Genomic DNA, 25,325 nt, shown 5'->3' with positions numbered 1-25,325 from the left:
CATGACCGATGCGGCGTCGCCGGTGCGGAGCAGGAAGGCGGAGGAGCTGCCGGCGGGCCTGCGCCGGGACGCGCCCCTCGTCCCCACGGATTCGAGCGCGAGCCGCGCCCTCGCCGCGGTGATCGCCATCCTGACCTTCCTCGCCGCGCTCTGCGCGGGCGCCGCCGAGATCGTGGCGTCGAGCGCCGCCCAATGGCAGGGGGCGGTGGCCAACGAGGTGACGATCCAGGTCCGGCCCGGCCCCGGGCGCGACACGGAGGCGGACGTCGCCAAGGCCCTCGACCTCGCCCGCGCGGCGCGGGGCATCGCCGAGGCGCGGGCCCTGTCGAAGGGAGATTCGGAGCGCCTGCTCGAGCCCTGGCTCGGCAGCGGGCTCGACCTCGGCGACCTGCCGGTGCCGCGCCTCATCGCGGTGCGGCTCGCGGGCGATCCGCCGGCCGACCTGCCCGCCCTGCGCGAGCGCCTCCGGCAGACTCTGCCGGGGGTCGCGAGCCTCGACGATCACGCGCTCTGGATCTCGCGCCTGTCCACGATGGCGACCACTTTCGTGGGGGTGGGGGTGGCGATCGTCGCCCTCGTCCTCCTGGCGACCGGCCTCGCCGTCACCTTCGCGACCCGGGGCGCCATGGCGGGCAACCGCGAGGTGGTGGAGGTGCTCCACTTCGTCGGCGCCGACGACGATTTCATCGCGCGCGAGTTCCAGCGCCGCTTCTTCCGCCTCGGCCTGCGCGGCGGGGGGATCGGCGCCGGGGCGGCGATCGGCGCCCTCGCCCTCGGCGGGATCATCGCCCGGTTCTGGCGCACCAGCCCGGCGGGCGAGGAGATCGAGGCGCTGTTCGGCGGCTTCGAGATCGGCTGGCGCGGCTATGCCAGCGTCCTCCTGATCGGCGTCATCGCGTCGATCGTCACCGGCATCGTCTCCCGGGTGACGGTGCGGCGCTTCCTCGACTGACGAGATGTCCCCGCGATTCCCCGAACGAACCCCGCGATGACCCGTTGCCTCCGACCCGCCGCAATCGGCACTATCCTCGGGCCTACGGGATGATGAGGCGGATGAAGCGCGCAATGTGGACGCGAGGCGCCGATGCGGCCGCGCAGGACTGGACCGGAGCGGATCCGGCTGTCCGGCCGCGGCGCTGGCGGCGCGCCCTCCTCGGCCTCCTCGCCCTCGGCGGCGTCGGGGCGGCCGCCCTCGCGGGCGGGTTCCTGGTCTTCGTGGGCGGCCTCGCGCGCACCGAGCAGCAGCCCTATGCCCGGGCGGACGGGATCGTGGTCCTCACCGGGGGCGCGCAGCGCATCGGCGACGCCATCGACCTGCTGGCGGCCGGCTTCGGCCGGCGCCTGCTCATCACCGGCGTGAACGAGCGGACCAGCCGGGACGAGATCGCGCGGCTCAATCCGGGCCAGCAGCACCTGATCTCCTGCTGCGTCGACCTCGACTACCGGGCGCGCAACACGATCGGCAACGCCATCGAGACGCGGCGCTGGATGCGCGAGAACGGCTTCCGCACGATCGCGGTCGTGACCTCGAACTACCACATGCCGCGCACGCTGCTCGAACTCGACCACGCCCTGACGAGCGGCGACCGCGTGGTGCCGCACCCGGTCGTGCACGAGGGGTTCGACGCCGATGCGTGGTGGCACCACCCGGCCTCGGCGCGGCTCCTCGCCTCCGAATACGTCAAGTTCCTGGTGGCGTGGCTGCGCACCCGCATCGAGGCGGATCCCGAGGATTCCCGCGCCGCCGTGCTGATGAGCCGGGGGCGGCCGGTCAAGGTCGTGGCCGAGCCGCTCCTGCGCTGAGCCGCCGCGACTTGCCGCCTTGCCGCTACTTGCCGCGGCAGCGGCTGCGCAGCAGGTCGCTGAATTCGCGCTCGGATCCCTGCACCTGGGCGAGGCGCTCGGCCCGCTCCTGGCCGGCGAGGCAGCGCCCGTAGACGCTGGCGGCCCGCCGCATCGTGTCGACGTGCTGGCGCCAGCCGCGGCAGCGGTCGGCCTCGTTGTCCCCGAGCGCGTCGAGCCGGTCGAGGGCGACGCGCTGGGAGGATTGCGCGACGAGGAGGTCGCGCGCGCAGGTCCCCTCCGCCGCCGCGGCGGGGCCGGGCAAGAGGAGCAGGCCCAAGGGAAGCAAGGTTAAGCGAAGCAGGGCCAAGCGGAGCAGGGCCAAGCGGAGCAGGGCCAAGCGGCGCAGGGAGCGGGGCATCGGCCGCCCGCGTCAGGCGGCCCGCGGGGCCGGCGCCTGCGTCAGCAGCGCGTAGAGCGCGTCGCCGTCGCGGGCCGCCCGCATCCGGTCGATGATCCCGGGCTCGCGCAGCACCCGGGCCACCCGGGCCAGGGCCTTGAGGTGGTCGGCCCCCGCCCCCTCGGGGGCGAGGAGCAGGAAGGCGATGTCCACGGGCTGCCCGTCGAGCGCCTCGAAATCCACCGGCTTCTCCAAGCGGGCGACGAGGCCGAAGAGGTGGTCGAGCCCCGGCAGCTTGCCGTGCGGGATCGCCACGCCCTCGCCGATCCCGGTCGAGCCGAGCCGCTCGCGCTGCAGCAGCGTCTCGAAGATCTCCCGCTCGTCGAGCCCGGGCAGGTGCTTGCCGGCCTGGACCGCAAGCTCCTGCAGGACCTGCTTCTTGCCGGGCGCACGCAACGCCGGGAGGACGGCCTCCGGCTTGAGAAATTCCAGCAATGGCATCGAGACCGCTGCCTCATCGACGGGACGGAACGGTCCCGCTTGCTCCCCAGGACCGGAGGCAAGCCGTGGGCCGGTTCGCCCGGTCACGGAGTGCCGCGTTCGGGCGGATCGATCCAGCCGATCGCGCCGTCGGATCGACGGTATACGACGTTGACCCGATCGGTGCCAGCATGAACGAAGACCAGGACGGGCGCGCCTGTGAGATCCAGCTCCACCACCGCCTCGCTCACCGAGCGGCGGTGCAGGGCGCGGGTGCTCTCCGCGATCACCGGCGGGTGGTCGCCGGAATCCTCCTCGGGCGCCTCCAGGACCGAGTAGGCCGCCTCCATCACCGCCGTGGGCGGCTCGGCCCGCCGGCCCCCGCCATTGGCGTGGGTTTTGAGCCGGTGCTTGTAGCGGCGCAGGCGGCGCTCGATCCGGTCGGCGGTCTGCTCGAAGCTCGCGTGCGGGTCGTGGGCGCTCGCCGAGGCTTCGAGGGTGATGCCTGAGGCGAGGTGGAGGACGCAGTCGGTGCGGTAGGCGCCCCCGTCCCGGCCCACGGCGACGTGGCCCGAGTAGGAGCCGTCGAAGTACTTCGACAGGGTGGAGGCGAGCCGCTCCTCCACCCGCGACCGCAGGGTCTCCCCCAGGTCCATGCCGCGACCCGACACGCGCAAGCCCGCCATCGATTCCTCCGGTTCTGCCGCCGCCGACCCGGGCGGAAGCCCGGGAGGCGGTGGTTGAAGAGCTAAGAATCGCCCGATGCGAAGTCAACGCGCCACCGGCCGCAGCGTCACCGGCCGGCTCCCCGCGGCCGGGGAGACCCCGGCGGCGCCCGGCTCAGGCACGATTCAGGCTGACGTCGAGGGCGGGCCGGTGATTCAGGGTCTGGAACACCACGCAGTAGCGCTCGGTGAGTTTCAGGAGCTGGTCGATCTTCTCCTGGGGCGCGTCGCTCTCGACCTCGAAGGCGAGGCGGATCGCCCGGAAGCCGACCGGGGCCTCCTTGTCGACCCCGAGCGTGCCGCGGAAGTCGAGGTCGCCCTCGGCCCTGACCACCCCCTTGCGGAGGGGGATCTCCAGGGCGGTGGCGACGGCCTTGAGCGTCACGCCCGCGCAGGCGACGAGCGCCTCCAGCAGCATGTCGCCCGAGCAGAGTTCGGCGCCCGAGCCGCCGCTGGCCGGGTGCAGCCCCGCCACCGCGAGGGCCCGGCCGGTCTCGACCTTGCAGGCGATGGCGGTGTCGTCGAGGGAGCCCTGCGCCTTCAGGGTGATGATGGCGGCGTCCGGATCCGCGCGGTAGCGGTCCTTGATCGGGGCCTGCAGGGCGCGAAGCGCGGTGGCGTCCATGGCGTCTCCTCGGGATCGGTCGATGAAGTTGTAGGCGACCGGCCTTACCACCTCGGCGGCGCGCGAGGCCAGCCTCACCACCAATGGGCGGCGGCCTCCGCCCGGTCGCCGCGCGCCTCCCCGGGCGGGCGCAGGGAGCGGTCGAGGCTCGCCAGGATGCTGCGCACCGCCGCCTCGCTGCCGGGCGAGGTCGGCTGGCGGGGACGGCTCAGCGGCAGCGGGATCGCGTCGTCGATGCGCCCGGGCTTGGGCCGCAGCACCACGGCCCGGTCGGCGAGCGCCACCGCCTCGGAGACGTCGTGGGTGACGATCAGCACGGTCGGGCGGCTCTCCTCCCAGAGGGCGAGGAGGTGCTTGTGCAGGTCGAGCCGCGTGAAGGCGTCGAGCGCCGAGAAGGGCTCGTCGAGGAGGAGCACCTTCGGGGCGGCCACGAAGGCGCGGGCGATCGCGACCCGCTGCTGCTGCCCGCCGGAGAGTTCCCGCGGCCAGCGCCCGGCATGCTCGGCGAGGCCGACCCGGTCGAGGGCGTGGCCGACGCGCTCCCGCCGCTCGGCCCGGGGCAGGGCCGCGAGGCCGAAGGCGACGTTGTCGGCGACGGTGAGCCAGGGCAGGAGCCGCGGCTCCTGGAACACGATGCCGACGCCCGGATGCGGGCCGCCGATCGCCTCGCCGTCGAGGCTGATCGCCCCGCCGGTCGCCGTGTCGAGCCCGGCGATCAGGCGCAGCAGCGTGGTCTTGCCGCAGCCCGACCCGCCCACCAGGGCGACGATCTCGGCGGCGCGCACCGACAGGGAGATGTCGTGGAGGGCGCGGGTGCCGTCCGCGTAGGTCTTCGAGAGCCGGTCGAGGACGAGCATGTCAGAGCGCCTCCCGCACCGTGTCCTGCCAGCGCACCAGCGGGCGCGTCAGCGCCACCAGGGCGGCGTCGCAGAGCTTGCCGACCGCCGCGAAGGCGATGATGGCGGCCACGATCTGCTCCGGCTTGCCGAGCTGCTGCCCGTCGAGGAGGAGGTAGCCGAGCCCCTCCGAGGCGCCGAGCAGCTCGGCGGCCGCCACGAACATGAAGCCGAGGCCGAGCCCGGTGCGCAGGGCCAGCAGGGTCGCCGGGAGCACGGCCGGCAGCAGGATGCGCCGGGCGAGGTCGGTCCGCGACAGGCGGAAGACGCGGCCCACCTCGACGAGCTTGCGGTCCACCGAGGCGATCGCCCCCGCCACCCCGAGATAGACCGGGAAGAACACCCCGACCGCGATCAGGGTGATCTTCGAGGCCTCGAAGATCCCGAACCACAGGATGAAGAGCGGCACCCAGGCGATCGACGGGATGGCGCGCAGGGCCTGCAGGCTCGGATCGAGCATGCGGCGGATGACCGGCAGGGTTCCGGTGACCGCGCCGAGCAGGATCCCGGCGGCGGCCCCGCAGGCGAAGCCCGCCGCGACCCGGGTCAGGCTCGCGGCGACGTGGATCCAGAGCTCGCCCGTGGCCGCGAGCGCCCACAGGGTGGCCAGGATGCGGCTCGGCGGCGGGACCAGGCGGCCCTGCGCGAGGCCGAGCCGCACGGCGGCCTCCCAGCCGAGGGCGAGGCCGAGGGGCAGGACGAGGCCGAGCAGGGCAGTGCCCCCCCGGCCCCGGGCGGGCTTCGCTGCGGGCTCGGGCCGCGTCGCGGCGAGGGCGGGGGGCGCGGTCGCGTCCATTCTGGATGTCTGAACCGGGGCTGGGGCGAGACGGCGGGCCTCCCCCGCCCGGGCGGGGGCCTTCCGCGCGATCGCGGGGCGGCGCCTTCAGCGCGCGGCGGTGTTGAAGCGCCGGTCGATCAGGGCGTCGACGGCCGCCTCGACGTCGGTGCCGGCCGGGATCACGCCGGCCTCGCGCAGGGCCTTGCCGGCCGCCAGGATCGACTCGGCCTGGGCCGGCCCGATATTCGGCTGGGACACGTCGGTGCGCTCCAGCTGGCGGGCGACCACCGGCTCGGGCAGCTTCGTCGCCGCCACGAGCGCGCGCCGCAGTTCCTCGGGCCGGCTCACCGCGAGGGCGCGCGCCTCCTCGTAGGCCGCCAGCACCTTGCGGGTCAGGTCCGGGTTCGCCTTGGCGAAATCCTCCCGCACGTTCAGCACGCCCCAGGTATTGGCGGCCGGATCGCGGTGGAACAGCACGTCGCCGGTCTCGATCTCGGCCGCCGCCATGATCGGGTCGAGGCCCGCCCAGGCATCGACGTCGCCGCGGTCGAGGGCCGTGCGCCCGTCCGGGTGCTGGAGCAGCACGAGCTTCACGTCCCGCTCGGTCAGCCCGGCCCCCTGCAGGGCGCGGATCAGGAAGATGTGCGGGTCGGTGCCGCGGGTGACCGCGACGCGCCTGCCCTTCAGGTCCTTCACCGCCGCGATGCCGGTATTCGGGCGCGTGACGAGGGCGGTCCATTCCGGTCGGGAATAGACGTAGACGGACTTGATCGGGTTGCCGTTGATCCGCCCGAGCAGGGCCGCCGCCCCCGCCGTCGAGCCGAAATCGAGCGAGCCTGCGTTGAGGAATTCCAGGGCCTTGTTGGAGCCGAGCGACTGCACCCAGCGCACGCTGACGCCGTCGGCCGCCAGCGCCTTCTCGACGAGCCCCTTCTCCTTCAGGAGCAGGCTCACCGGGTTGTAGGTCGCCCAGTCGAGCCGGACCTCCTTGGCGGCCTGGGCCGCGGCCGGGTTCTGTAAAGAGAACAGGCCGGCGAGGCCGAACGCGGCGCCGATCAGCGCGCGGCGATGGATGCGCATGGTCTCACTCCCTGATGCCGACCCGCGCCGGCCGTGCGCCCGGCGGTCCCGGTCGCCCATTCCGGGCATTCGGCCCGAGCCCGCAGCCTCTAGGCGACGTCGTTCTTTTTGTCAAACGATCGGTCCGGCAAGCCGGATGCGGCCGGGTTCCCGCGGCGGGTTCCTGTGGATTGCCCGCGCGCCAACGGATAGACAACCCCCTGGTGGGATCATGCGGGTCCCTCGCCCGCTGGCTCAACCCATCCGAACCGGGGCCCTATGCCCGACACCGCCGCCGCCCTCGCCCAACTGCTGTCCGGCATCGACCAGACGACCAGCGACCCGACCAAGCTTCGCGAGCGGCTCGTGCCCGGGCTGCGGCGGATCATCGAGGAGGGGCGCGCCGAGGCCGAGCAGAACCTGCTGCGCCACCGCGACGGGCTCGCCTGCGCCCGCGAGATCTGCGCCCTGATGGACGCGGTCGTGCAGGCGATCTACCAGGCGGTGGTCAAGCGGCTCTACCGGGCCGACAACCCGACCGCGGGCGAGCACGTCGCCGTGGTGGCGACGGGCGGCTACGGCCGCGGCACGCTGGCGCCGGGCTCCGACATCGACCTCCTGTTCCTGCTCCCCTACAAGCAGACCGCCTGGGGCGAGAGCGTCGTCGAGGCGATGCTCTACGTCCTGTGGGACCTCAAGCTGAAGGTCGGCCACGCGACCCGCTCGGTCGCCGAGTGCCTGCGCGAGGGGCGGGCCGACATGACGATCCGCACCGCCCTGCTGGAGGCGCGGTTCCTGTTCGGGGACCGCGCCCTGTTCGACGAACTCGTCGAGCGCTTCGACCGCGAGGTCGTGCAGGGCACGGCGGCGGAATTCGTCGAGGCCAAGCTCAAGGAGCGCGACACGCGGGTCTCGAAGGGCGGGGCCTCCCGCTACCTCGTCGAGCCGAACGTCAAGGACGGCAAGGGGGGCCTGCGCGACCTCAACACCCTGTTCTGGATCGCCAAGTACACGTTCCGGGTGACGCGGACCCGCGACCTCGTGGAGGCCGGGCTGTTCACCCTCGACGAAGTCAGGCTGTTCGACCGCTGCGAGGAATTCCTGTGGCGGGTGCGCTGCCACATGCATTTCGCGACCGGGCGGGCGGAGGAGCGGCTCTCCTTCGGGCTGCAGCCGCGCATCGCCGAGCGGCTCGGCTACGCGCCCCGCGGCGGGCTGACCGCCGTCGAGCGCTTCATGAAATCCTACTTCCTGATCGCCAAAGACGTGGGCGACCTCACCGCCATCGTCTGCGCCGAGATGGAGGCGCGCCACGCCAAGCGCCCGCCGGCGCTGAACCGCTGGTTCGGGCGCTTCAAGGAGCGCTTCCGCGCCCCCGACCTCGACGCGGACGCTTTCCGCATCGACAACGGCCGGCTGAACCTGCGCGACGACGCCGCCTTCGAGCGCGACCCGGTCAACCTGATCCGCCTGTTCTGGCTCTCCGACCACCACGACGTGCCCATCCACCCGGATGCGAGCCGGCTCGCGACCCGCTCGCTCAGCCTGATCGGCCCGATGGTGCGGGTCGACCGCGAGGCGAACCGCCTCTTCCTCGAGCTCCTGACCTCGGAGAACGCCCCCGAGACCGTGCTGCGGCACATGAACGAGACCGGGGTGCTCGGGCGGTTCGTGCCGGATTTCGGCCGCATCGTCGCGATGATGCAGTTCAACATGTACCACCACTTCACGGTGGATGAGCACCTGATCCGCTCGCTCGGCGTGCTGGCCAAGATCATGAGCGGCGAGGCGAAGGACGAGCATCCGGTGGCGCACCGGATCGTCGGCACGATCCAGAACCGCCGCGCGCTCTTCGTCGCCACCTTCCTGCACGACATTGCCAAGGGCCGGAAGGAGGACCACTCGATCGCGGGCGCCGCGGTGGCGCGCAAGCTCGGGCCGCGCTTCGGCCTCGAACCGGCCGAGACCGACACCGTGGCCTGGCTGATCGAGCACCACCTGCTGATGTCGATCACGGCCCAGAGCCGCGACCTCTCCGACCCGAAGACGATCGAGACCTTCGCGGCCGCGGTGCAGAGCCTGGAGCGGCTGAAGCTGCTGTTCGTGCTGACCATCGCCGACATCAAGGCGGTCGGCCCGGGCGTCTGGACCGCCTGGAAGGCGACGCTGCTGCGCACCCTGTTCTACGAGACCGAGGTCGTGCTCTCCGGCGGGCACTCGGAGATCGCCCGCACGGACCGGGTGCGCCTCCTGCAGATGCGCCTGCGCGAGCAGCTCCCCGACTGGAGCGCCGAGGAATTCGACGCCTACGCGGCGCGGCTCTACGCCCCCTACTGGCTCAAGGTCGACGCCGCGCGCCAGCTCAAGAACGCGCATTTCCTGCGCGCCACGGTGGCGGCGGGCCGCACGGTGGCGACCCACGTCGAGACCGACGCCTCCCGCGGCGTGACCGAGCTCACGGTCTACTCCCCGGACCACCCGCGGCTCCTCGCCATCCTGACCGGCGCCTGCGCGGCGGCGGGCGGCAACATCGTCGACGCGCAGATCTTCACCACGGCCGACGGCTTCGTCCTCGACACGATCGTGCTGTCGCGGGCCTTCGATCAGGACGAGGACGAGATGCGCCGCGCCGGCCGCATCGCCACCGCGATCGAGCGGGCGCTCAAGGGCGAGATCCGCATCGCCGACCTCGTCGCCGACCGCCACCCGCGCAAGGACCGGCCGCGCACCTTCCAGGTCGCGCCCGACCTCTCGATCGACAACGCGCTCTCCTCCCGCGAGACGGTGCTGGAGATCTCCGGCCTCGACCGGCCGGGCCTGCTCTACGACCTCACCACGGCGCTGAGCCGGCTCAACCTCAACATCACCTCGGCCCACGTGGCGACCTTCGGCGAGCGGGCGGTGGACGTCTTCTACGTCACCGACCTCACCGGCACCAAGATCACCCAGCCCGACCGGCAGGCGACGATCCGCCGGGCCGTGATGGGCGTGTTCGAGGGCGACGCCGCGGCCGCCCGCCCGCCCGGCCGGCGCGCCGCCGCGCCCCGCCCGAAGGCCGCCGTGCCCGGCGAACCCGCTGGCGAAGCTTGATTTCGGAGCGGTGAGACCTGATATCACCGCCTTCCCGATCCTCGTTGTGGATTGACGATGACGCCGAACGACACGGAGACTGCCGCGCGCCCGCTGCCCGAGGGAGTGTCGGACCCGGCCCAGGACGCGGCCGGCGCGCCCGAGACTGCCGCCCAAGGTGCGGCCGCGCGGGCCGACGCGCTGGCGGCGCTGGAAGCCGAGAAGCTCGACCTCAAGGACAAGCTCCTCCGCACGCTCGCCGACATGGAGAACCTGCGCCGCCGCACCGAGCGCGAGGTGGCGGATGCCCGCACCTACGCGGTGACGAACTTCGCCCGCGACATGCTCAACGTCGCCGACAACGTGCGGCGCGCCCTCGACAGCGTGCCGGCGGAGGCCCGCGCGGCGGCGGAGGGCCCCTTCAAGGCGCTGCTCGACGGGATCGACCTCACGGGCCGCGACCTCGCCAAGACCCTGGAGCGCCACGGCGTGCGCCCGGTCGACCCGCAGGGCCAGCGCTTCGACCCGAACCTGCACCAGGCGATGTTCGAGGTGCCCAATCCCGACGTGGCGAGCGGCACCGTCGTGCAGGTGGTGCAGACCGGCTACGTGATCGGCGAGCGCGTGCTGCGCCCCGCCCTGGTCGGCGTCGCCAAGGGCGGCCCGAAGGCGGGCGAGGCCGGCAAGCCCGCCGAGGCCTGATCCCGGCCGGCGCGACCCGGGCCTGCGCACAGCGCCGCGTTGCGGCGGCGCGGCGGGTCCGATAACACGCGGTCGATCATCGGCGTGGCCGCTCGGGGCGGAGGGGCCGGCACGGTGGAAGCGAGAGAGCGCCCCGTTGACGTCGTCCTCCGTCCTGCCGGTGCGAGCCCAGGCCGTCCCGTTCCTGTCCCGCCTGTCGCGCATCCTCGGCCGCGGCCGCGCCGAGGCCGCGTCCGGCGACGCGGCCGAGACCTTCGGCGGCCCCGGCATCCTGGCGGTGCACGGGCTGCGCAAGAGCTACGGGGCCCGCACGGTCGTGCACGAGGCCGGGCTCACCGTTCAGACCGGCGAGGCCGTGGGGCTGCTCGGCCCCAACGGCGCCGGCAAGACCACGATCTTCTACATGATCACCGGCCTCGTCACGGCCGACCGGGGCCTCATCACCCTGGACGGGCGCGAGATCACGCGCCTGCCGATGTACCAGCGGGCGCGGCTCGGCATCGGCTACCTGCCGCAGGAGGCCTCGATCTTCCGCGGGCTCAACGTCGAGGACAATATCCGGGCGGTGCTCGAGGTGGTGGAGCCGGACCGCAGGGAGCGGGAGCGCCGCCTCGACGCGCTCCTCGACGAGTTCAACATCGCGCGGCTGCGCAAGTCGCCCGCGATCGCGCTCTCGGGCGGCGAGCGCCGCCGGCTGGAGATCGCCCGGGCCCTCGCCTCCTCCCCCTCCTTCGTGCTCCTCGACGAACCCTTCGCGGGCATCGACCCGATCGCGGTCGGGGACATCCAGGACCTGGTGATGCACCTGAAGGGCCGCGGCATCGGCGTGCTGATCACCGATCACAACGTGCGCGAGACGCTCGGCCTGATCGACCGCGCCTACATCGTGCATTCGGGCCGGATCCTCACCGAAGGCACGCCCGCGGAGATCGTCGCCAACGACGACGTGCGCCGGCTGTATCTGGGCGAGGATTTCCGCCTCTGATCCCACGGGCCCGACGCGGTCCCCTCCCGGGCGGGCCCGCTGGCATCGTTCGGCGGCCGGCGCGCCTCGCCATCCGGGCGGCGGGGCGCGGGACGCGCGGGCGCCCGGCGCTTCCCGGCGTCGGCATCTTTCCCCTGGCGCCGCCCCGGCCGCGGGGGCATCCTTCCCCGAACCGCCCCGCCGGTGGATGATGCCGCCGGCCCGCTTTGACGGGAGCCCCACTTCGGTTTAAACCTCGGTACACGAATCAAAGCAAGAATCGTGCCTAATCCGGCAAGAGCCGGAACGGCACACCGGGGCAGGCAGATGGGATTGTTGCAACGGCTCGAGATGCGTCAGGGCCAAGCCCTGGTGATGACGCCGCAGCTCCTGCAGGCGATCAAGCTCTTGCAGCTCTCGCATCTCGACCTCGCGGCCTACGTGGATGCGGAGCTGGAGCGCAACCCGCTGCTGGAGAGGGCCGAGGCCGAGGAGCCGCGCGGCGAGGCCGCGGAGGCGCCGGTTCCGGAGGCCTATGACGGCGAGGGCGGCGGCGAGGGCGGATTCGAGGCCGGCGAGGCGGCGGAGCCGTGGCTCTCGCAGGACCTCAATCCCAGCCGCGCCGACATCGAGAGCGATCTCGGCACCCATCTCGACAACGTCTTCCCGGATGACGGCCCGACGGTCCGCGAGCAGCCGGTGGGCGACACCCTCTCGCTCACCCCCGCGCCCTGGGGCAGCACGGGCGGCAGCTTCGACGGCGAGGCGCCGGATTTCGAGGCGACCCTCACCACCGAATCCTCGCTCCGCGACCACCTGTCGGCCCAGCTCGACCTCGCCACCCGCGATCCGGTCGAGCGCCTGGTCGGCGGGTTCCTCATCGACGCCGTCGACGAGGCCGGCTACCTGCGCGAGGACCTCGCCGCGGTGGCGGCGCGCCTCGGCGTCGGCCTGCCCCTGGTCGAGCGGGTGCTCGCCCTCGTTCAGACCTTCGACCCGGCCGGGATCGGCGCCCGCGACCTCGCCGAGTGCCTGAGCATCCAGCTGCGCGAGCGCGACCGCCTCGATCCGGCCATGCAGGCCCTGGTCTCGCGCCTCGACCTCGTCGCCAAGCGCGACCTCGCGGCCCTGCGCCGGCTCTGCGGCGTCGACGACGAGGACCTCGCCGACATGCTGGCCGAGCTGCGCCAGCTCGACCCCAAGCCCGGCCGCGCCTTCGGCAGCGGCCCGGTCGAGGTGCTGGTGCCGGACGTGTTCGTGCGCCCGGCGCCGGACGGCTCCTGGCTGGTGGAGCTCAACAGCGAGGCGCTGCCGCGCGTCCTCGTCAACCAGATCTACTATGCCACCGTCTCGCGCGGGGCGAAGAGCGACACCGACAAGGCCTTCCTATCGGATTGCCTCCAGACGGCCAACTGGCTGACCCGCAGCCTGGAGCAGCGCGCCCGCACCATCCTGAAGGTGGCGAGCGAGATCGTGCGCCAGCAGGACGGCTTCTTCCTCAACGGCGTCGCGCATCTGCGCCCGCTCAACCTCAAGACCGTGGCGGACGCGATCGGCATGCACGAATCGACCGTGTCGCGGGTCACCTCGAACAAGTCGATCGGCACCAGCCGCGGCACCTTCGAGATGAAGTACTTCTTCACGGCGGCGATCCCCGGCGCGGCGGGCGCCGCCGCCCACTCCTCCGAGGCCGTGCGCCACCGCATCAAGCAGCTGATCGACGCCGAGGCCGACGACGTGCTGTCGGACGACGCGCTCGTCCAGCGCCTGCGCGGCGAGGGCGTCGACATCGCCCGCCGCACCGTGGCGAAGTACCGGGAATCCCTGCGCATCCCCTCCTCGATCGAGCGCCGCCGCGAGCGCGCCGCCCTGGCCGTGCGCTAAAACTGCCCGGGAGTATGGAACCAATCCGGGCGGGCGGGATTGTAGATGGGCCCCGGCTCCGGCCGGATTCCGACCCTCCGCCGTAGCCGCGACATTCCCCGGTGCGCCCCGTTCAGTCGAGCGTCGTCTGGCCCCTCCGGCTGATCGCGGCCCTGAGCCTGATCGCGCCGGCCCTGGTCTTCGCCTACGCGGCGTGGTCGGAGAGCGTCGCGATCGCGGCGCGGACCGACGAGCGCATCGAGCGCGCCCTCGACATCCTGCAGGAACAGGCGCTGAAGGCGCTGCAGACCGTCGAGCGCACGCTGGCGGAGACGAACGAGGTGCTGCGCGGCCTCGACGACGCGGCGATCCGCGCCGACGAGGCGCGGCTCTCCATGCGCCTGCGGCAGAGCCAGGAGGCCCTTCCGCAGATCCAGGCGATCTGGGCCTTCGACGCGGCCGGCCATCCCCTCGTGTCGAGCACGGTCCAGCCGGTCCCGCGCGACATCGACAATTCGGACCGGGACTATTTCCGGGCGCAGCGCGACGGGCCGGCGGGCACCTTCGTCGGCGAGATCGTGCGGGCCAAGCTCGGGGGGTACCGCTTCTTCGTGATGAGCGCCCGGCGCCCGCCGCGACCGGACGGCGGCTTTTCCGGCATCGTGGCGATCAGCGTGCTGCCCGATCATTTCCGTCAATTCTACACCCGGCTCGCGCGCGGGGTGGCCGATTCCTTCGGCCTCGTGCGCGCGGACGGGGCCTTCCTGGCCCGCTACCCGTACGGGCCCGACTGGCCGGACCGCCTCACCCCCCAGAGCGCCTTCCTGCGGGCGGTGGCCGGGGCACCCGGCGAGGGCCGGCTCACGGCGGTCTCGCAGATCGACGGGGCCGAGCGGCGGATCGGCTACAGGCTGATCCCGGGCTATCCGCTCTACGTCCAGGCGGGGATCGAGACGGCGGCGAACGCGGCCGAACTGCGCGACAGGCTGCTCGGCCACCTCGCCTTCGGGCTCCCGGCCACCCTGGCGCTCTTCGCCCTCGCGGTCTACGCCCTGCGCCGGACCGAGCGCTTCGAGGCGGAAGTCTCGCGCCGGGAGATCGCCGAGGCGGCCCTCAAGCAGGCGCAGCGCCTGGAGGCGGTGGGCCAGCTCACCGGCGGGGTGGCCCACGACTTCAACAACCTGCTGATGGTGGTGAACGGCAACGTGGAGCGCCTCAAGCGCTACCCGGTCGCGGACGAGCGCCAGCGCCGCGCCCTCGACGCGATCGAGGCGGCCGCCAAGCGCGGGGCCAGCCTGACGCGCCAGCTCCTCTCCTTCTCGCGCCGGCAGACCCACGAGCCGGTGGCGGTCGACCTCGCCCAGCGCCTGCCCCTGTGCGAGGACATGCTGCGGTCGAGCCTGCGGGGCGACATCGCCGTGGAGCTGCGGCTCGCCCCCGGGCTCTGGCCGACGAAACTCGATCTCAACGAGCTGGAACTCGCGGTCCTCAACCTCGCGGTGAATGCCCGCGACGCCATGCCGGGGGGCGGGCGCCTCACCATCGCGGCGCGGAACGTGGGCGCGGCGGAATCGGCCGCGCTCGGGCTTCCGGGCGAGTTCGTCGCGCTCAGCCTGTCGGATACCGGCGCCGGCATCCCGCCCGACCTGTTGTCCCGGGTGTTCGAGCCGTTCTTCACCACGAAGGAGGTCGGCAAGGGGACGGGGCTCGGCCTCTCCCAGGTCTACGGCTTCGCCCGCCAGTCGGGCGGCACCGCCACGATCGCGAGCGAGCCGGGGCGCGGCACCACCGTCACGCTCTACCTGCCCCGCACGGCGGAGCGGCCCGAGCCCGCCGAGCCGGCGCGGGGCGCCGCGGCGCCTCCGGGGCCGGGCCAGGGGAGCGGGCGGGCCCTCCTCGTCGAGGACAACCCGGAGGTCGCCGAGGTCTCGCGGGCGCACCTGGAGGAACTCGGCTACGCGGTCACGCACGCGCGGGACGTCGCCTCCGCCCTCGCCCTGCTGCGCGGGATGGAGAAGGTCGACCTCGTCTTCTCGGACATCGTGATGCCGGGCGATCAGAACGGGCTCGACCTCGCGCGCCTCGTGCGCCGCGAGCGCGGGCCGCGGGTCGCGGTGCTGCTCGCCACCGGCTACAGCGAGGTGGCGCGGTCGGCGGCGAGCGAGGGATTCCCGATCCTGCGCAAGCCCTTCGACGCGCCGGCGCTGCGCGAGGCGGTCGAGCGCGCCCGCCAGAAGGCGAGCCTGCGGGTGGTGGCGTAGGAGGTGGGGCGCCGCCCCCGGTCCCGCCGCGCCGTCAGAGCGCGGCGGCCGCCGGCGGCAGGGTGCGGGCGCGGCGCGCCGCCTCGGCCGTGTCGAGCAGGTGGGCGAGTTCCGTCGCGGCCGCGGCGACGCGCTCCGCCACCCGGGCATCCGTGACCGCCCCGTCCTGGATCTCCGCCTCGCCGGCATAGACGGCGGTCGGGGCCACGTGGGCGGTGAAGAAGCCGAACAGGGGCCGCAGCTGGTGCTCCACCATCAGGGCGTGGCGCGGACCGCCGCCCGTCGCGGCGATCGCCACCGGCTTGCCCACCAGCGCGTCGGGGGCCAGGAAGTCGATGACGTGCTTGAACAGCCCCGAATAGGATCCCTTGTAGACCGGCGAGCCGACGATCAGCCCGTCCGCCCCCTCGATCGCCTCGATCAGGCGGGCGGCCGGGAGCGGCAGCGCGTCGCGGCTGGTGACCCCGAGGCCCGGACCGGCATCGACCAGATCCAGCACCTTGAGCTCGATGCGCCGCTGGCGCGCCAGTTCGGCCGCGATGGCCTCGACCAGAACGCGCGTGCGCGAGGGCCGGTGGGCATTGCCGGAGAAGGCGACGATGCGGGGATGTCTCACGGCATGGCTCCGTTCGCGGGCGAGACCCGGCTGCGCATTGTGTCGAGGCAACCCGACCCGGCCCCCTCGGGTTCGGCGGAGCGGCCGTCGCGCCCCGCCGCGACCACCCCGCTCCCCTTCGCCGCGCCCCGCACCGCCGTCAAGCATCGCCCCGGTCCGATGTCGAGATGTTGATGGCCCGGGGTTAAGTCAATCGCAACGCGGGCGCCGGCTCGCCCGATATGGCGAACGGGGCGTTGCGAGGGCGCCCGCGATGCGAAGGGTCACGCTCCGATCAGGTCGGGCAGTTGGAGGAAATCGTCGAAGACGAGGGCGGCGCCCGCGGCCAGGAGAGCGGTGGCCGCGGGGTCGTGGCGCCAATGGCCGCCGCCCGAGAAGCCGAACACGCGCATCCCCGCCGCGCGGGCCGCCGTCACGCCCGGGACGCTGTCCTCGATCACCAGGCAGGCGGCCGGATCGGCCCGCATCCGCTCGGCCGCGAACAGGAACAGGTCCGGATGCGGCTTGCCGCGGGCGACCATGCTGGCGCTGAAGACGTGGCCGTCGAAGAGCGGCAGCAGGCCCGTCAGGGTGAGGGCGTGGGCGAGCCGCGTCGGGTCGCTGCTCGACGCCACGCAGCGGCGACCGGGCAGGCGGGCCAGCACCTCGGCCACCCCGGCGATCGCGGTCAGTTCCGCCTCGAAGGCCCGCAGCGTGTCGGCCCGGACCTCCCGCACGAAGCCCTCGGGCGCCGCCACCCCGTAATCCGCCGCGATATGCGCCATGATCGAGGTCATGCTGGTGCCGGTGAAGCGCCGCCCCACGGTCTCGCGGTCGATCGGCACGCCGATGCGGTTGAGGTTGGCGGTGAGCCGCGCGAGGCTGATCGGCTCGCTGTCGATCAGGACCCCGTCGCAATCGAAGATCACGAGGTCCGGCCGTCCCGTCCCGTCCATGCCCGGTTCCATCCTTCGCGAGGCCCCGCCCTCGCACGGGGCCGGGTGCGGATCAAGGCGGCCCGGGCGGCGAGATCGCGCCCCTAGCGGGCGGAGGCGCGCGCCGGACCGGCGCCCGGCGCTTGCGCGGCGGCGGCCGGCTCTCTACTGCCGTCCGACGCCAGACGAGAGCCGCGCATGATCCGCTTCCTGGCCCGCTTCGTCGGGCTCCTGTTCCTCGCCGCGGGCTTCGTCGGCTGCGTCTACGACGGGGCGCGGTCGATCGCCAACAACACGCTCCTCGTCACCTCCGTGAGCGACGTGGCGCTCGCCCTGCTGAAGGACCGGGCGGCGAGCCTGCAGGCGGCCGCCGAGGGCAGCCAGCCGGCCCTCTGGAAGCTGCTCGGCCTGCCGCTGACCCTCTCCCCGGCCGCGCCGATCGCCCTCGGCATCGGGCTCGCCCTGCTCTGGCTCGGCCAGCCGCCGCGCGCCGGGATCGGGACGGTGGTGCGACCCTGACCGCACCCGCCCCGCCCTGGAGGGCGGGGCCGCGCGTCACCATATCGGGCGCGTCCGCGAACGAGTCGCGTTCGACACGGAGCGAGCCGATGCTGTTCTTCCGCAAGCGCGCCGAGATGCCGGCGCCCGACCAGATCCTGCCGGGCCGCCCGACGCCGCTTCCGACCGCCGAGCGCCATTTCGTCAACGGGCGGGCCCTGAAGGGGCCCTACCCGGAGGGGATCGAGACGGCGCTCTTCGGCCTCGGCTGCTTCTGGGGCGCGGAGCGCAAGTTCTGGCAGCTCGGCGACGGGATCTGGGTGACCGCCGTGGGCTACGCCGCCGGCACGACCCCGAACCCGACCTACGAGGAGGTCTGCACCGGGCTCACCGGCCACAACGAGGTCGTGCTCGTCGCCTACGACCCGGCCGTGCTGCCGTTCGGGCAGCTCCTCAGGACCTTCTGGGAGAGCCACGACCCGACCCAGGGCATGCGCCAGGGCAACGATGTCGGCACCCAGTACCGCTCGGGCCTCTACGTCTCCGACCCGGAGCGCCGGGCCGAGGCGGAGGCCTCCCGCGACGCCTACGCGCAGGCGCTGAGGGCGAAGGGATTCGGGTCGATCACTACCGAGATCCGCGACCCCGGCCCCTTCTACTTCGCCGAGGCCTACCACCAGCAATACCTCGCCAAGAACCCGGCGGGCTATTGCGGGCTCGGCGGCACCGGCGTCGCCTGCCCGGTCGGCACCGGCGTGCGCAGCGCCGCCGAGTAGGGCGGTCCGCCGCCCGGCCGCCGGATCACTTCGCCTTCAGCACCCCGCGGCAGGCCTCCGGCAGGGCCGCCATGGTCATCGGGGGCTTCGGCTTGCCCTTTGGGCCGGGCTTGGGGTTCAGCACCGCGTCGCTGAACCAGTAATCGAGTTCCGCCCCGCAGCCGTCGCCGGAGGGCGGCGGCTCCTGGTCCTTGCAGGCATGGTCGCCCGAGGGGCATTCGAGCCGGATATGGAAGTGGTAGTTGTGGCCGTACATCGGCCGCACCTTGGTGAGCCAGCGCCGCTCCGATCCCGCCTCGCGGCAGAGCGCGAGCTTGATCGCCGGGTTCACGAAGATCCGGGCGACCTCGGGCTGCTCGGCCACCATCCTGATCAGCCGCCCGTGCTCCGGCCGCCAGACCGCCGGGTCGATGTCGCGCCGGTCGGCCCGCACCACGTTCGTCGCCGAGATCTCCTCCCGCTCGGCCCGGCTCAGGGTGCGGTCCGGCATCGGGGTGAGCCAGACATCGGCATCGAGGCCGAGTTGGTGGGAGGCGTGGCCGGTCAGCATCGGCCCGCCCCTGGGCTGCGACATGTCCCCGACGAGGAGGCCCGGCCAGCCCGCCCGGCCGGGCGCCTTGCTGGCGATCCGCTCCAGGAAGGCGACCAGGACGGGGTGCCCCCAGTTCCGGTTGCGCGACAGGCGCATCACCTGCCAGGTCGGGCCGTTGGTGGGCAGCGCCTCGGCACCCGCGACGCAGCCGCGGGCGTAGGAGCCGATCGCCTGCGCCGGCAGGCTCGCGGGCGTGGTGGCGCGCCCGAACAGGGCCTTGGCGGGGGTCTGAGGATCGTCCGGGTTGGCGAGCGGCGGCAGCGGCTTCGGGTCGAGCGTGCCGCGGTCCTGGGCGCCGGCGGGCGGCGCCAGAGCCAGGAGGGGCGCGACGAGGAGCGGGAGGGCGAGGACGAGCGAGCGAATCGGCATGGCCGAACGCTAGACCGGGCCGGACGGCAACGAAACCTCCCGGGAAACCCCCGAGGGCGATGGGGCGGGCCGGAACGCGCGCCGCGCGCGCGGCGTTGCTCGGGCACCCGGACCGGACCTTGGAGGATCCCGATGACCACCGAAGCGCCGACCGTCGGCGACCGCTCCGACATGGGCAGCACCAGCACCAACGAGACCAGCGCGCTGATCGCCAGCGACCGGGTCGAGGGCACGGCGGTGCGCCGCCCGAACGGCGACAGCCTCGGCCGCATCGAGCGCCTGATGATCGAGAAGAGGAGCGGCCGCGTCGCCTACGCGGTGATGAGCTTCGGCGGCTTCCTGGGCCTCGGCGAGGGCTACTACACCGTGCCCTGGGGGGCCCTGCGCTTCAACCCGGAGCTCGACGCCTACGAGATCGAGGTCTCCGAGGACCAGCTGCGCAACGCGCCCCAGCGCACCGCCGAGGGGCAGGACCCGTCCTTCGACCGGACCTGGGAGGAGCACGTCCACCGCTACTACAACGCGCATCCCTACTGGACGTCCTGATTCTCGGCCCAGCGGCAGAGGCTGCTGTCCTTGACCTTGAGGCAGCGATAGGGGGCGCCGCCGATCGTGACCCGGTCGGCCACCCCCTCGACGCGGTCGGCGGGCGTCATGGCGCAGCCGAGATGATCCGCCCTCGGGTCGGCGAACCGGGCCGCGGCGGCGGCGTGATCGCCGTTCGCCTCGCGCAGGAGCATGCGCAGGTTGGCGAGCGCCGCGCAGGTGAGGATCGGCGGTGCGGGTTTGTGCACCGCCGGCCGGCCGCGCTCCGCCGCGAGGGACGCCGCCGCGAGGGCGGGCGCGAGGAGGAGGCCGCCCAGGACGGCGCCGCGCGGCCGGCGGGCGGGCCGGGCTCGCGGTGCGGGCCGCGCCGGGCAAAGCCTCACAATCCCCCCATGGCGCGGATCACCGCCCATTCCTCCTCCGTCACCGGCTGCACCGACAGGCGGGAATTGTTGACGAGGACCATGTCCTTCAAGCGCGGCTCGGCCTTGATCGCATCGAGGGTGACCGGCCGGGGCAGGCGCGCCACCGCCCTGACGTCCACCATTCCGAACTTGCCGCTCTCGTCGGTGTGGTCCGGGTAGTAGGGACGGATCACCTCGACGAGGCCGACCACCGCCTTGCCCTCGTTGGAATGGTAGAAGAAGCCCTGCTCGCCGGTCCGCATGGCCTGCAGGTGCTTCTTGGCGAGGTGGTTGCGCACGCCGTTCCAGAACGTGCCCGCCTCCCCGGCCGCCTCCTGCTGGTCCCACGACCACGTGGACGGCTCGGACTTGAAGAGCCAATGCGGCATCGCGGCGGATCTCCTTGCGTTCGGGGTGCGGGCGCGCCCGACGCGACGTCCCTCGCCGGAACGCGGCGCGCAGGCAAGCCCGCCTTCCGGCGCGGATGCGGGCGCGACCGGCGCCCGCGGCCCTATCGCTCGTCCGCCAGCGGGTGGAGGTCGCGCACCATGCTCTTCAGGCGCTCGTCGAGGATGTGGGTGTAGATCTGCGTCGTGGAGATGTCGGCATGGCCGAGCAGCTCCTGCACGACGCGCAGGTCGGCGCCGTTCTGGAGCAGGTGGCTCGCGAAGGCGTGGCGCAGGACGTGGGGGCTGATCCGGTCGGCCCGGATCCCGGCCGCCCCCGCCACCGCCTTGAGGTCGCGGGCGAAGGCCTGCCGGGTGAGGTGGCCGCTCTCGCTGTCGGCGGGGAACAGCCAGGGCCCCGGAACGGCGAGGTGCGCGAGATGGGCGGCCATCGCGGCGCGGGCGATGTCGGTGAGCGGCACCAGCCGCTCGCGCCCGCCCTTGCCGCGCACCACCAGGAAGCGCTCCTTGGTCAGGGCCGCCGCCCGCGGCAGCGAGACCAGCTCGGACACGCGCAGGCCCGTGGCGTAGAGGAGTTCGAGCAGGCAGAGCAGGCGCTGCGCCCGGGCCGCCTCGCCGGGATTCGGCGCCCGCGCGACCGCCTCCTTGGCGACGGCGAGCAGAGTGTCGACCTCCGCCACCGACAGCACCTTCGGCAGCGCCCTGCCCCGTTTCGGCCCCGAGACCGGGGCGGTCGGGTCGCTCGGCGCGTGGCCCTCCGCGTAGAGGAAGCGGTGGAAGCCGCGGATGCAGGAGAGGCGCCGCGCCGCCGAGGAGGGTTTCAGGCCGCGCGCGGCGAGGTCCGCCACGTAGGCGCGCACGCCCGCCGGCGCCACCGAGGCGGGATCGAGCCCCTCCGCCGCCAAGTGGGCGAGGTAGTCGTCGAGGTCGCGCCGGTAGGCGGCCAGGGTGTTCGCCGAGGCGCCGCGCTCGGCCGCCAGCATGTCGAGATAGGGCTGCATCAGCCCCGCGCGCCGCTCCGCCGCCCGGCTCATCGGTTCGCGGGCTGGAGCTTCGAACTCGGGATCGTCACGGTGATCTCCCGGGGCGTCGGCTCGACGAAGGTGGCGAGCGCGAACAAGGCCGCGAACACGAGCCCGGCCAGGATCGCCGCGATGGCCAGGAAGCGGAAGAGGGTCGGCACGTCGGGCGGGCCTCGCTGGGGTTCGGATGTCGGCGCGGCGTGACGCGTCTTTGCGGTTGCAGTGCGGCACGGTTCGACCATGCACCGGGGCCGGTGGCAAGGGGACCCTCCTGTGGGCCGCGGTGGAAACGCGGCGCCTGTTGCGCCCCTGCCCGAACCGGCAATGTCCCGCGTTTCCCGCCGCCCGCAAAACACGCTAAGAACGCCGCATGATTGAGCCATCCTCCCCGGACGAGACGATCGAGGCCCGCGTGCGCCGCGGGCTCGGGCAGCGCTCGATCGTCCTCGTCGGATTGATGGGAGCCGGCAAGAGCACGGTCGGCCGGCGGCTGGCCGGGCGGCTCGGCATGATCTTCATGGACGCCGACCACGAGATCGAGGCGGCGGCGGGCCTCACCATCGCGGACATCTTCGCGATCTACGGCGAGACGAGCTTCCGCGACGGCGAGGAGCGGGTGATCGCGCGCCTGCTGCGCGACGGGCCGATGGTGCTGGCGACCGGTGGCGGCGCCTTCATGCGCCCCGAGACGCGCCGCCGCATCGCGGAGGCCGGCGTCTCGGTCTGGCTGAAGGCGGAACTCGACGTGCTGATGCGGCGGGTGCGCAAGCGGCCGGGCCGGCCTCTCCTGCAGAACGAGGATCCCGAAGGAACCATGCGCCGCCTCATGGACCTCCGCCACCCCGTCTACGGCAGCGCCGACGTGGTGGTGCTGTCCCGGGACGTCTCGCACGACCGGGTGGTGCAGGACGTGCTCGAAGCCCTCGACACCCATTTCCAGGGCGATCCCTCGCTCCGGAGCGTCGCCGCCCAATGAGCGCCCCCCGCACGGTCCGCGTGCCCCTCGACGGCGGGCGCGCCTACGACATCCTGGTCGGCCGCGGCCTCCTGGCCGCGGTCGGGCGCCACTGCGCCGACCTGGGCGCCCGGGCCGTGGCGGTGGTGAGCGACGCCACCGTGGCCGGCCTCTACGGGGAGGCGGTGCTGGCCTCCCTGCGGGAGGCGGGCCTGCGCGCCGTGCTGATCACGGTGCCGCCGGGCGAGGGCTCGAAGAGCTTTCCCTGCTTCACGCAGGTGTGCGACGCGCTCCTCACCCACCGGATCGAGCGGGGCGACCTCGTCCTGGCGCTCGGCGGCGGGGTGGTGGGCGACCTCGCGGGCTTCGCGGCGGCGGTCCTGCGGCGGGGCGTGCGCTTCGTGCAGGCACCGACGACGCTGCTCGCCCAGGTCGATTCCTCGGTCGGCGGCAAGACCGGGATCAACTCGCCCCACGGCAAGAACCTGATCGGCGCCTTCCACCAGCCGAGCCTGGTCCTCGCCGACACCGCCGCCCTCGACACGCTCTCGCCCCGCGAGATGCGGGCGGGCTACGCCGAGGTTGCCAAGTACGGGCTGATCGACGACCCGGGCTTTTTCGGCTGGTGCGAGGCGCATTTCGCCGAGATCTTCGCCGGCGGGCCGGCCCGGGACGAGGCGGTGGCCTCCTGCTGCCGGGCCAAGGCCGGCGTCGTGGTGCGCGACGAGCGCGAGGACGGGGAGCGGGCGCTCCTGAATCTCGGCCACACCTTCGGGCACGCCCTCGAGCGCCTGACCCGCTACGACTCGGCCCGGCTCGTCCACGGCGAGGCGGTGGCGATCGGCCTCGCGCTGGCCTTCCGGTTCTCGGCCCGGCTCGGCCTCTGCCCGGGCCAGGATGCGGGGCGGGTGGCCAACCACCTCGCCCTCGCGGGCCTGCCGACCACCCTGCGGCAGGTGCCGGGCGGCTGCGGCACGGCCGAGGAGCTGCTCGACGCCATGCGTCAGGACAAGAAGGTGCGCGACGGCGCCCTGACCTTCATCCTGGCCCGGGGGATCGGCCAGAGCTTCATCGCGCCCGGCATCGACCCGGAGCGTGTGCGGGACTTCCTGGCGGAGGAGATGAGGGGCTGATCCGGGATCCGGTTGATCAACCGGATCCCGGATCACATGTGCAGGGCGCGCTTCTCCACGGCGAGGGCCGCCTCCTTCACCGCCTCGGTGAGGGTCGGGTGCGCGTGGCAGGTGCGGGCGATGTCCTCCGAGGAGGCGCCGAACTCCATCGCCACGGCCACCTCCATGATCAGGTTGCCCGCCTCCGGCCCGACGATGTGCACGCCGAGGACCCGGTCGGTCTTGGCGTCGGCCAGCACCTTCACGAACCCGTCCGTGGTGTGGTTGACCTTGGCGCGGCCGTTGGCCGTGAAGGGGAACTTGCCGGTCTTGTAGGCGATCCCGTCCGTCTTGAGCTCCTCCTCGGACTTGCCGACCGAGGCGACCTCCGGCGTGGTGTAGACCACGTTCGGGATCACGCCGTAATTCACGTGGCCCGCCTTGCCGGCGAGGATCTCCGCCACCGCGACGCCCTCGTCCTCCGCCTTGTGGGCCAGCATCGGCCCGGCGATCACGTCGCCGATCGCGTAGATGCCGGTGACGTTCGTGGCGTAGTGGTTGTCGGTGAGGATGCGGCCCTTGTTGTCGACCTGCACGCCGACCGTGTCGAGGCCGAGGCCGGCCGTGTAGGGCACGCGGCCGATCGCCACCAGGACCACGTCGGCCTCCAGGGCCTCGGCCGCGCCGCCGGCCGCCGGCTCCACCGTGACCTTGGCGCCCGCGTTGGTGCGCTCGACCCCGGTCACCTTCGAGGAGAGGCGGAACGTCACGCCCTGCTTCTCCAGGATGCGCTGGAACTGCTTGCCGACCTCCCCGTCCATGCCGGGCAGGATGCGGTCGAGATACTCGACCACCGTCACCTGCGAGCCGAGGCGGCGCCAGACCGAGCCGAGTTCGAGGCCGATCACGCCCGCCCCGATGATCAGGAGCCTCTCCGGCACCGCCTTGAGGTCGAGGGCGCCCGTCGAGGAGACCACCACCTCCTCGTCGATGGTCACGCCCGGCAGGTTCGCCACGTCCGAGCCGGTGGCGATGACGATGTTCCGGGTCTCCAGCAGGTGGTTGCCGCCGTCCTCGGAGCGCACCTCGACCCGGCCCGCCCCGGCGAGGCGCCCGACGCCCTGGAAGCTCTCGACCCCGTTCTTCTTGAGCAGGTAGGCGACGCCCTTGGTGTTGCCGTCCACGCCCTCCTGCTTGAAGGCCATCATCCGGGCGAGGTCGAGCTGCGGCTGGCCGACCGTGATGCCGAGCACCGGCAGGTGCTTCGTCGTCTCCTCGAAGGCCTCGGAGGCGTGGAGCAGCGCCTTGGACGGGATGCAGCCGACGTTCAGGCAGGTGCCGCCGTGGGCCGCCCGCTTCTCCACCACGGCGGTCTTGAGGCCGAGCTGCGCCGCGCGGAGGGCGCAGACGTAGCCGCCGGGGCCGGTGCCGATGACGACGAGATCGTAGGACATGGTCGAGAACCCGCAAGTGGGCCGGCGGCGCCGTGGGGGCGCCGGGCCGGCATCGG

Annotated in this window: 27 protein-coding genes; 12 read left to right on the top strand and 15 right to left on the bottom strand. The window is 73.2% G+C overall.

The features are described from left to right. Window position 1 precedes the first annotated feature (1 nt). Both QA634_RS11115 and QA634_RS11110 read left to right on the top strand, forming a co-directional pair. Window positions 2-952: a cell division protein FtsX gene (locus tag QA634_RS11115; RefSeq protein WP_012332064.1), complete on the top strand. Its 951-nt coding sequence runs from the start codon at window positions 2-4 to the stop codon at window positions 950-952. Window positions 953-1,065: 113 nt separating this feature from the next. Further along, on the top strand, window positions 1,066-1,803 hold the full coding sequence (locus tag QA634_RS11110) for a YdcF family protein (protein WP_012332063.1): 738 nt from the start codon (window positions 1,066-1,068) through the stop codon (window positions 1,801-1,803). A 25-nt stretch (window positions 1,804-1,828) separates the two neighbouring features. On the opposite strand, the gene QA634_RS11105 is transcribed toward QA634_RS11110, so the two are convergent. The 7 genes from QA634_RS11105 to QA634_RS11075 all read right to left on the bottom strand — a co-directional run bounded on the left by QA634_RS11105 (window position 1,829) and on the right by QA634_RS11075 (window position 6,766). Then, window positions 1,829-2,203 (bottom strand): hypothetical protein, encoded by a 375-nt coding sequence (locus QA634_RS11105; protein WP_012332062.1) that lies wholly within the window; start codon window positions 2,201-2,203, stop codon window positions 1,829-1,831. Window positions 2,204-2,215: 12 nt separating this feature from the next. Then, on the bottom strand, window positions 2,216-2,683 hold the full coding sequence (gene ptsN / locus QA634_RS11100; protein WP_012332061.1) for a PTS IIA-like nitrogen regulatory protein PtsN: 468 nt from the start codon (window positions 2,681-2,683) through the stop codon (window positions 2,216-2,218). A gap of 83 nt (window positions 2,684-2,766) precedes the next feature. Continuing rightward, the gene (gene hpf, locus QA634_RS11095) at window positions 2,767-3,348 is read right to left on the bottom strand and encodes a ribosome hibernation-promoting factor, HPF/YfiA family (RefSeq protein ID WP_012332060.1); all 582 of its coding nucleotides are present in this window, start codon (window positions 3,346-3,348) and stop codon (window positions 2,767-2,769) included. A gap of 154 nt (window positions 3,349-3,502) precedes the next feature. After that, a complete protein-coding gene (locus QA634_RS11090) occupies window positions 3,503-4,012 on the bottom strand; it encodes an OsmC family protein (RefSeq protein WP_012332059.1) in 510 nt (169 codons plus the stop codon). 74 nt (window positions 4,013-4,086) lie between these two features. After that, window positions 4,087-4,869 (bottom strand): ABC transporter ATP-binding protein, encoded by a 783-nt coding sequence (locus tag QA634_RS11085; RefSeq protein ID WP_012332058.1) that lies wholly within the window; start codon window positions 4,867-4,869, stop codon window positions 4,087-4,089. 1 nt (window position 4,870) lies between these two features. Continuing rightward, window positions 4,871-5,704: an ABC transporter permease gene (locus QA634_RS11080; RefSeq protein ID WP_012332057.1), complete on the bottom strand. Its 834-nt coding sequence runs from the start codon at window positions 5,702-5,704 to the stop codon at window positions 4,871-4,873. A gap of 87 nt (window positions 5,705-5,791) precedes the next feature. Beyond that, on the bottom strand, window positions 5,792-6,766 hold the full coding sequence (locus tag QA634_RS11075; RefSeq protein ID WP_012332056.1) for an aliphatic sulfonate ABC transporter substrate-binding protein: 975 nt from the start codon (window positions 6,764-6,766) through the stop codon (window positions 5,792-5,794). Between the two features lie 258 nt (window positions 6,767-7,024). Here QA634_RS11075 and QA634_RS11070 point away from each other — a divergent pair, with 258 nt between their 5' ends. From QA634_RS11070 to QA634_RS11050, 5 genes are all read left to right on the top strand, one after another. Beyond that, entirely contained in the window at window positions 7,025-9,835 is a 2,811-nt protein-coding gene (locus QA634_RS11070) for a [protein-PII] uridylyltransferase (protein ID WP_012332055.1), read from the top strand. Between the two features lie 57 nt (window positions 9,836-9,892). Further along, complete coding sequence (gene grpE / locus QA634_RS11065) at window positions 9,893-10,516, top strand: nucleotide exchange factor GrpE (RefSeq protein WP_012332054.1); 624 nt, start codon at window positions 9,893-9,895, stop codon at window positions 10,514-10,516. A gap of 136 nt (window positions 10,517-10,652) precedes the next feature. Continuing rightward, window positions 10,653-11,501 carry an LPS export ABC transporter ATP-binding protein gene (lptB, locus tag QA634_RS11060; RefSeq protein ID WP_012332053.1) on the top strand — a complete coding sequence of 283 codons (849 nt, stop codon included), beginning with the start codon at window positions 10,653-10,655 and terminating at the stop codon, window positions 11,499-11,501. 306 nt (window positions 11,502-11,807) lie between these two features. After that, window positions 11,808-13,364 carry an RNA polymerase factor sigma-54 gene (gene rpoN, locus QA634_RS11055; RefSeq protein ID WP_012332052.1) on the top strand — a complete coding sequence of 519 codons (1,557 nt, stop codon included), beginning with the start codon at window positions 11,808-11,810 and terminating at the stop codon, window positions 13,362-13,364. A 101-nt stretch (window positions 13,365-13,465) separates the two neighbouring features. Further along, on the top strand, window positions 13,466-15,604 hold the full coding sequence (locus tag QA634_RS11050) for an ATP-binding protein (protein ID WP_012332051.1): 2,139 nt from the start codon (window positions 13,466-13,468) through the stop codon (window positions 15,602-15,604). A 34-nt stretch (window positions 15,605-15,638) separates the two neighbouring features. Here QA634_RS11050 and msuE read toward each other — a convergent pair whose 3' ends face one another. After that, on the bottom strand, window positions 15,639-16,220 hold the full coding sequence (msuE, locus tag QA634_RS11045) for an FMN reductase (RefSeq protein ID WP_012332050.1): 582 nt from the start codon (window positions 16,218-16,220) through the stop codon (window positions 15,639-15,641). 263 nt (window positions 16,221-16,483) lie between these two features. After that, entirely contained in the window at window positions 16,484-17,155 is a 672-nt protein-coding gene (locus QA634_RS11040; RefSeq protein WP_012332049.1) for an HAD family hydrolase, read from the bottom strand. Window positions 17,156-17,332: 177 nt separating this feature from the next. Here QA634_RS11040 and QA634_RS11035 point away from each other — a divergent pair, with 177 nt between their 5' ends. Next, on the top strand, window positions 17,333-17,653 hold the full coding sequence (locus QA634_RS11035) for a hypothetical protein (RefSeq protein ID WP_012332048.1): 321 nt from the start codon (window positions 17,333-17,335) through the stop codon (window positions 17,651-17,653). Window positions 17,654-17,742: 89 nt separating this feature from the next. Then, window positions 17,743-18,408, top strand: coding sequence for a peptide-methionine (S)-S-oxide reductase MsrA (gene msrA / locus QA634_RS11030; protein WP_012332047.1), 666 nt, complete (start codon window positions 17,743-17,745; stop codon window positions 18,406-18,408). A gap of 25 nt (window positions 18,409-18,433) precedes the next feature. Here msrA and mepA read toward each other — a convergent pair whose 3' ends face one another. Continuing rightward, complete coding sequence (gene mepA / locus QA634_RS11025; RefSeq protein ID WP_012332046.1) at window positions 18,434-19,369, bottom strand: penicillin-insensitive murein endopeptidase; 936 nt, start codon at window positions 19,367-19,369, stop codon at window positions 18,434-18,436. A 171-nt stretch (window positions 19,370-19,540) separates the two neighbouring features. Here mepA and QA634_RS11020 point away from each other — a divergent pair, with 171 nt between their 5' ends. Then, window positions 19,541-19,915 carry a PRC-barrel domain-containing protein gene (locus QA634_RS11020; protein ID WP_043702233.1) on the top strand — a complete coding sequence of 125 codons (375 nt, stop codon included), beginning with the start codon at window positions 19,541-19,543 and terminating at the stop codon, window positions 19,913-19,915. Here the strand turns inward: QA634_RS11020 and QA634_RS11015 are convergent. The 4 genes from QA634_RS11015 to QA634_RS11000 form a co-directional block, all read right to left on the bottom strand. Continuing rightward, the gene (locus QA634_RS11015) at window positions 19,900-20,298 is read right to left on the bottom strand and encodes a hypothetical protein (RefSeq protein WP_012332044.1); all 399 of its coding nucleotides are present in this window, start codon (window positions 20,296-20,298) and stop codon (window positions 19,900-19,902) included. The genes QA634_RS11020 and QA634_RS11015 overlap by 16 nt on opposite strands. Beyond that, complete coding sequence (locus QA634_RS11010; protein WP_012332043.1) at window positions 20,295-20,708, bottom strand: EVE domain-containing protein; 414 nt, start codon at window positions 20,706-20,708, stop codon at window positions 20,295-20,297. The genes QA634_RS11015 and QA634_RS11010 overlap by 4 nt, the downstream gene beginning before the upstream one ends. 122 nt (window positions 20,709-20,830) lie before the next feature. Then, the gene (locus tag QA634_RS11005; RefSeq protein ID WP_012332042.1) at window positions 20,831-21,760 is read right to left on the bottom strand and encodes a site-specific tyrosine recombinase XerD; all 930 of its coding nucleotides are present in this window, start codon (window positions 21,758-21,760) and stop codon (window positions 20,831-20,833) included. Further along, window positions 21,757-21,909 (bottom strand): hypothetical protein, encoded by a 153-nt coding sequence (locus QA634_RS11000; RefSeq protein WP_043701076.1) that lies wholly within the window; start codon window positions 21,907-21,909, stop codon window positions 21,757-21,759. The genes QA634_RS11005 and QA634_RS11000 overlap by 4 nt, the downstream gene beginning before the upstream one ends. Window positions 21,910-22,118: 209 nt before the next feature. Here QA634_RS11000 and QA634_RS10995 point away from each other — a divergent pair, with 209 nt between their 5' ends. After that, complete coding sequence (locus tag QA634_RS10995) at window positions 22,119-22,724, top strand: shikimate kinase (RefSeq protein WP_012332041.1); 606 nt, start codon at window positions 22,119-22,121, stop codon at window positions 22,722-22,724. After that, window positions 22,721-23,836: a 3-dehydroquinate synthase gene (gene aroB, locus QA634_RS10990; protein WP_012332040.1), complete on the top strand. Its 1,116-nt coding sequence runs from the start codon at window positions 22,721-22,723 to the stop codon at window positions 23,834-23,836. Before QA634_RS10995 ends, aroB begins: the two co-directional genes overlap by 4 nt. 32 nt (window positions 23,837-23,868) lie before the next feature. Here aroB and lpdA read toward each other — a convergent pair whose 3' ends face one another. Further along, the gene (gene lpdA, locus QA634_RS10985) at window positions 23,869-25,269 is read right to left on the bottom strand and encodes a dihydrolipoyl dehydrogenase (RefSeq protein WP_012332039.1); all 1,401 of its coding nucleotides are present in this window, start codon (window positions 25,267-25,269) and stop codon (window positions 23,869-23,871) included. Between the last annotated feature and the right edge of the window lie 56 nt (window positions 25,270-25,325).

The sequence above is a fragment of the Methylobacterium sp. CB376 genome (genome assembly GCF_029714205.1).
GTDB lineage: Bacteria > Pseudomonadota > Alphaproteobacteria > Rhizobiales > Beijerinckiaceae > Methylobacterium.
The sequence above is the reverse complement of the archived record's forward strand: the minus strand, read 5'-3'. Positions and strand labels throughout refer to the sequence as shown.

Bases quoted from the DNA above. Each gene is read 5' to 3' on its own strand.
- QA634_RS11115 (WP_012332064.1), top strand. From the start codon at position 2: ATGACCGATGCGGCGTCGCCGGTGCGGAGCAGGAAGGCGGAGGAGCTG.
- QA634_RS11110 (WP_012332063.1), top strand. From the start codon at position 1,066: ATGTGGACGCGAGGCGCCGATGCGGCCGCGCAGGACTGGACCGGAGCG.
- QA634_RS11105 (WP_012332062.1), bottom strand. From the start codon at position 2,203: ATGCCCCGCTCCCTGCGCCGCTTGGCCCTGCTCCGCTTGGCCCTGCTC.
- ptsN (WP_012332061.1), bottom strand. From the start codon at position 2,683: ATGCCATTGCTGGAATTTCTCAAGCCGGAGGCCGTCCTCCCGGCGTTG.
- hpf (WP_012332060.1), bottom strand. From the start codon at position 3,348: ATGGCGGGCTTGCGCGTGTCGGGTCGCGGCATGGACCTGGGGGAGACC.
- QA634_RS11090 (WP_012332059.1), bottom strand. From the start codon at position 4,012: ATGGACGCCACCGCGCTTCGCGCCCTGCAGGCCCCGATCAAGGACCGC.
- QA634_RS11085 (WP_012332058.1), bottom strand. From the start codon at position 4,869: ATGCTCGTCCTCGACCGGCTCTCGAAGACCTACGCGGACGGCACCCGC.
- QA634_RS11080 (WP_012332057.1), bottom strand. From the start codon at position 5,704: ATGGACGCGACCGCGCCCCCCGCCCTCGCCGCGACGCGGCCCGAGCCC.
- QA634_RS11075 (WP_012332056.1), bottom strand. From the start codon at position 6,766: ATGCGCATCCATCGCCGCGCGCTGATCGGCGCCGCGTTCGGCCTCGCC.
- QA634_RS11070 (WP_012332055.1), top strand. From the start codon at position 7,025: ATGCCCGACACCGCCGCCGCCCTCGCCCAACTGCTGTCCGGCATCGAC.
- grpE (WP_012332054.1), top strand. From the start codon at position 9,893: ATGACGCCGAACGACACGGAGACTGCCGCGCGCCCGCTGCCCGAGGGA.
- rpoN (WP_012332052.1), top strand. From the start codon at position 11,808: ATGGGATTGTTGCAACGGCTCGAGATGCGTCAGGGCCAAGCCCTGGTG.
- QA634_RS11040 (WP_012332049.1), bottom strand. From the start codon at position 17,155: ATGGACGGGACGGGACGGCCGGACCTCGTGATCTTCGATTGCGACGGG.
- QA634_RS11035 (WP_012332048.1), top strand. From the start codon at position 17,333: ATGATCCGCTTCCTGGCCCGCTTCGTCGGGCTCCTGTTCCTCGCCGCG.
- msrA (WP_012332047.1), top strand. From the start codon at position 17,743: ATGCTGTTCTTCCGCAAGCGCGCCGAGATGCCGGCGCCCGACCAGATC.
- mepA (WP_012332046.1), bottom strand. From the start codon at position 19,369: ATGCCGATTCGCTCGCTCGTCCTCGCCCTCCCGCTCCTCGTCGCGCCC.
- QA634_RS11020 (WP_043702233.1), top strand. From the start codon at position 19,541: ATGGGCAGCACCAGCACCAACGAGACCAGCGCGCTGATCGCCAGCGAC.
- QA634_RS11010 (WP_012332043.1), bottom strand. From the start codon at position 20,708: ATGCCGCATTGGCTCTTCAAGTCCGAGCCGTCCACGTGGTCGTGGGAC.
- QA634_RS11005 (WP_012332042.1), bottom strand. From the start codon at position 21,760: ATGAGCCGGGCGGCGGAGCGGCGCGCGGGGCTGATGCAGCCCTATCTC.
- QA634_RS10995 (WP_012332041.1), top strand. From the start codon at position 22,119: ATGATTGAGCCATCCTCCCCGGACGAGACGATCGAGGCCCGCGTGCGC.
- aroB (WP_012332040.1), top strand. From the start codon at position 22,721: ATGAGCGCCCCCCGCACGGTCCGCGTGCCCCTCGACGGCGGGCGCGCC.
- lpdA (WP_012332039.1), bottom strand. From the start codon at position 25,269: ATGTCCTACGATCTCGTCGTCATCGGCACCGGCCCCGGCGGCTACGTC.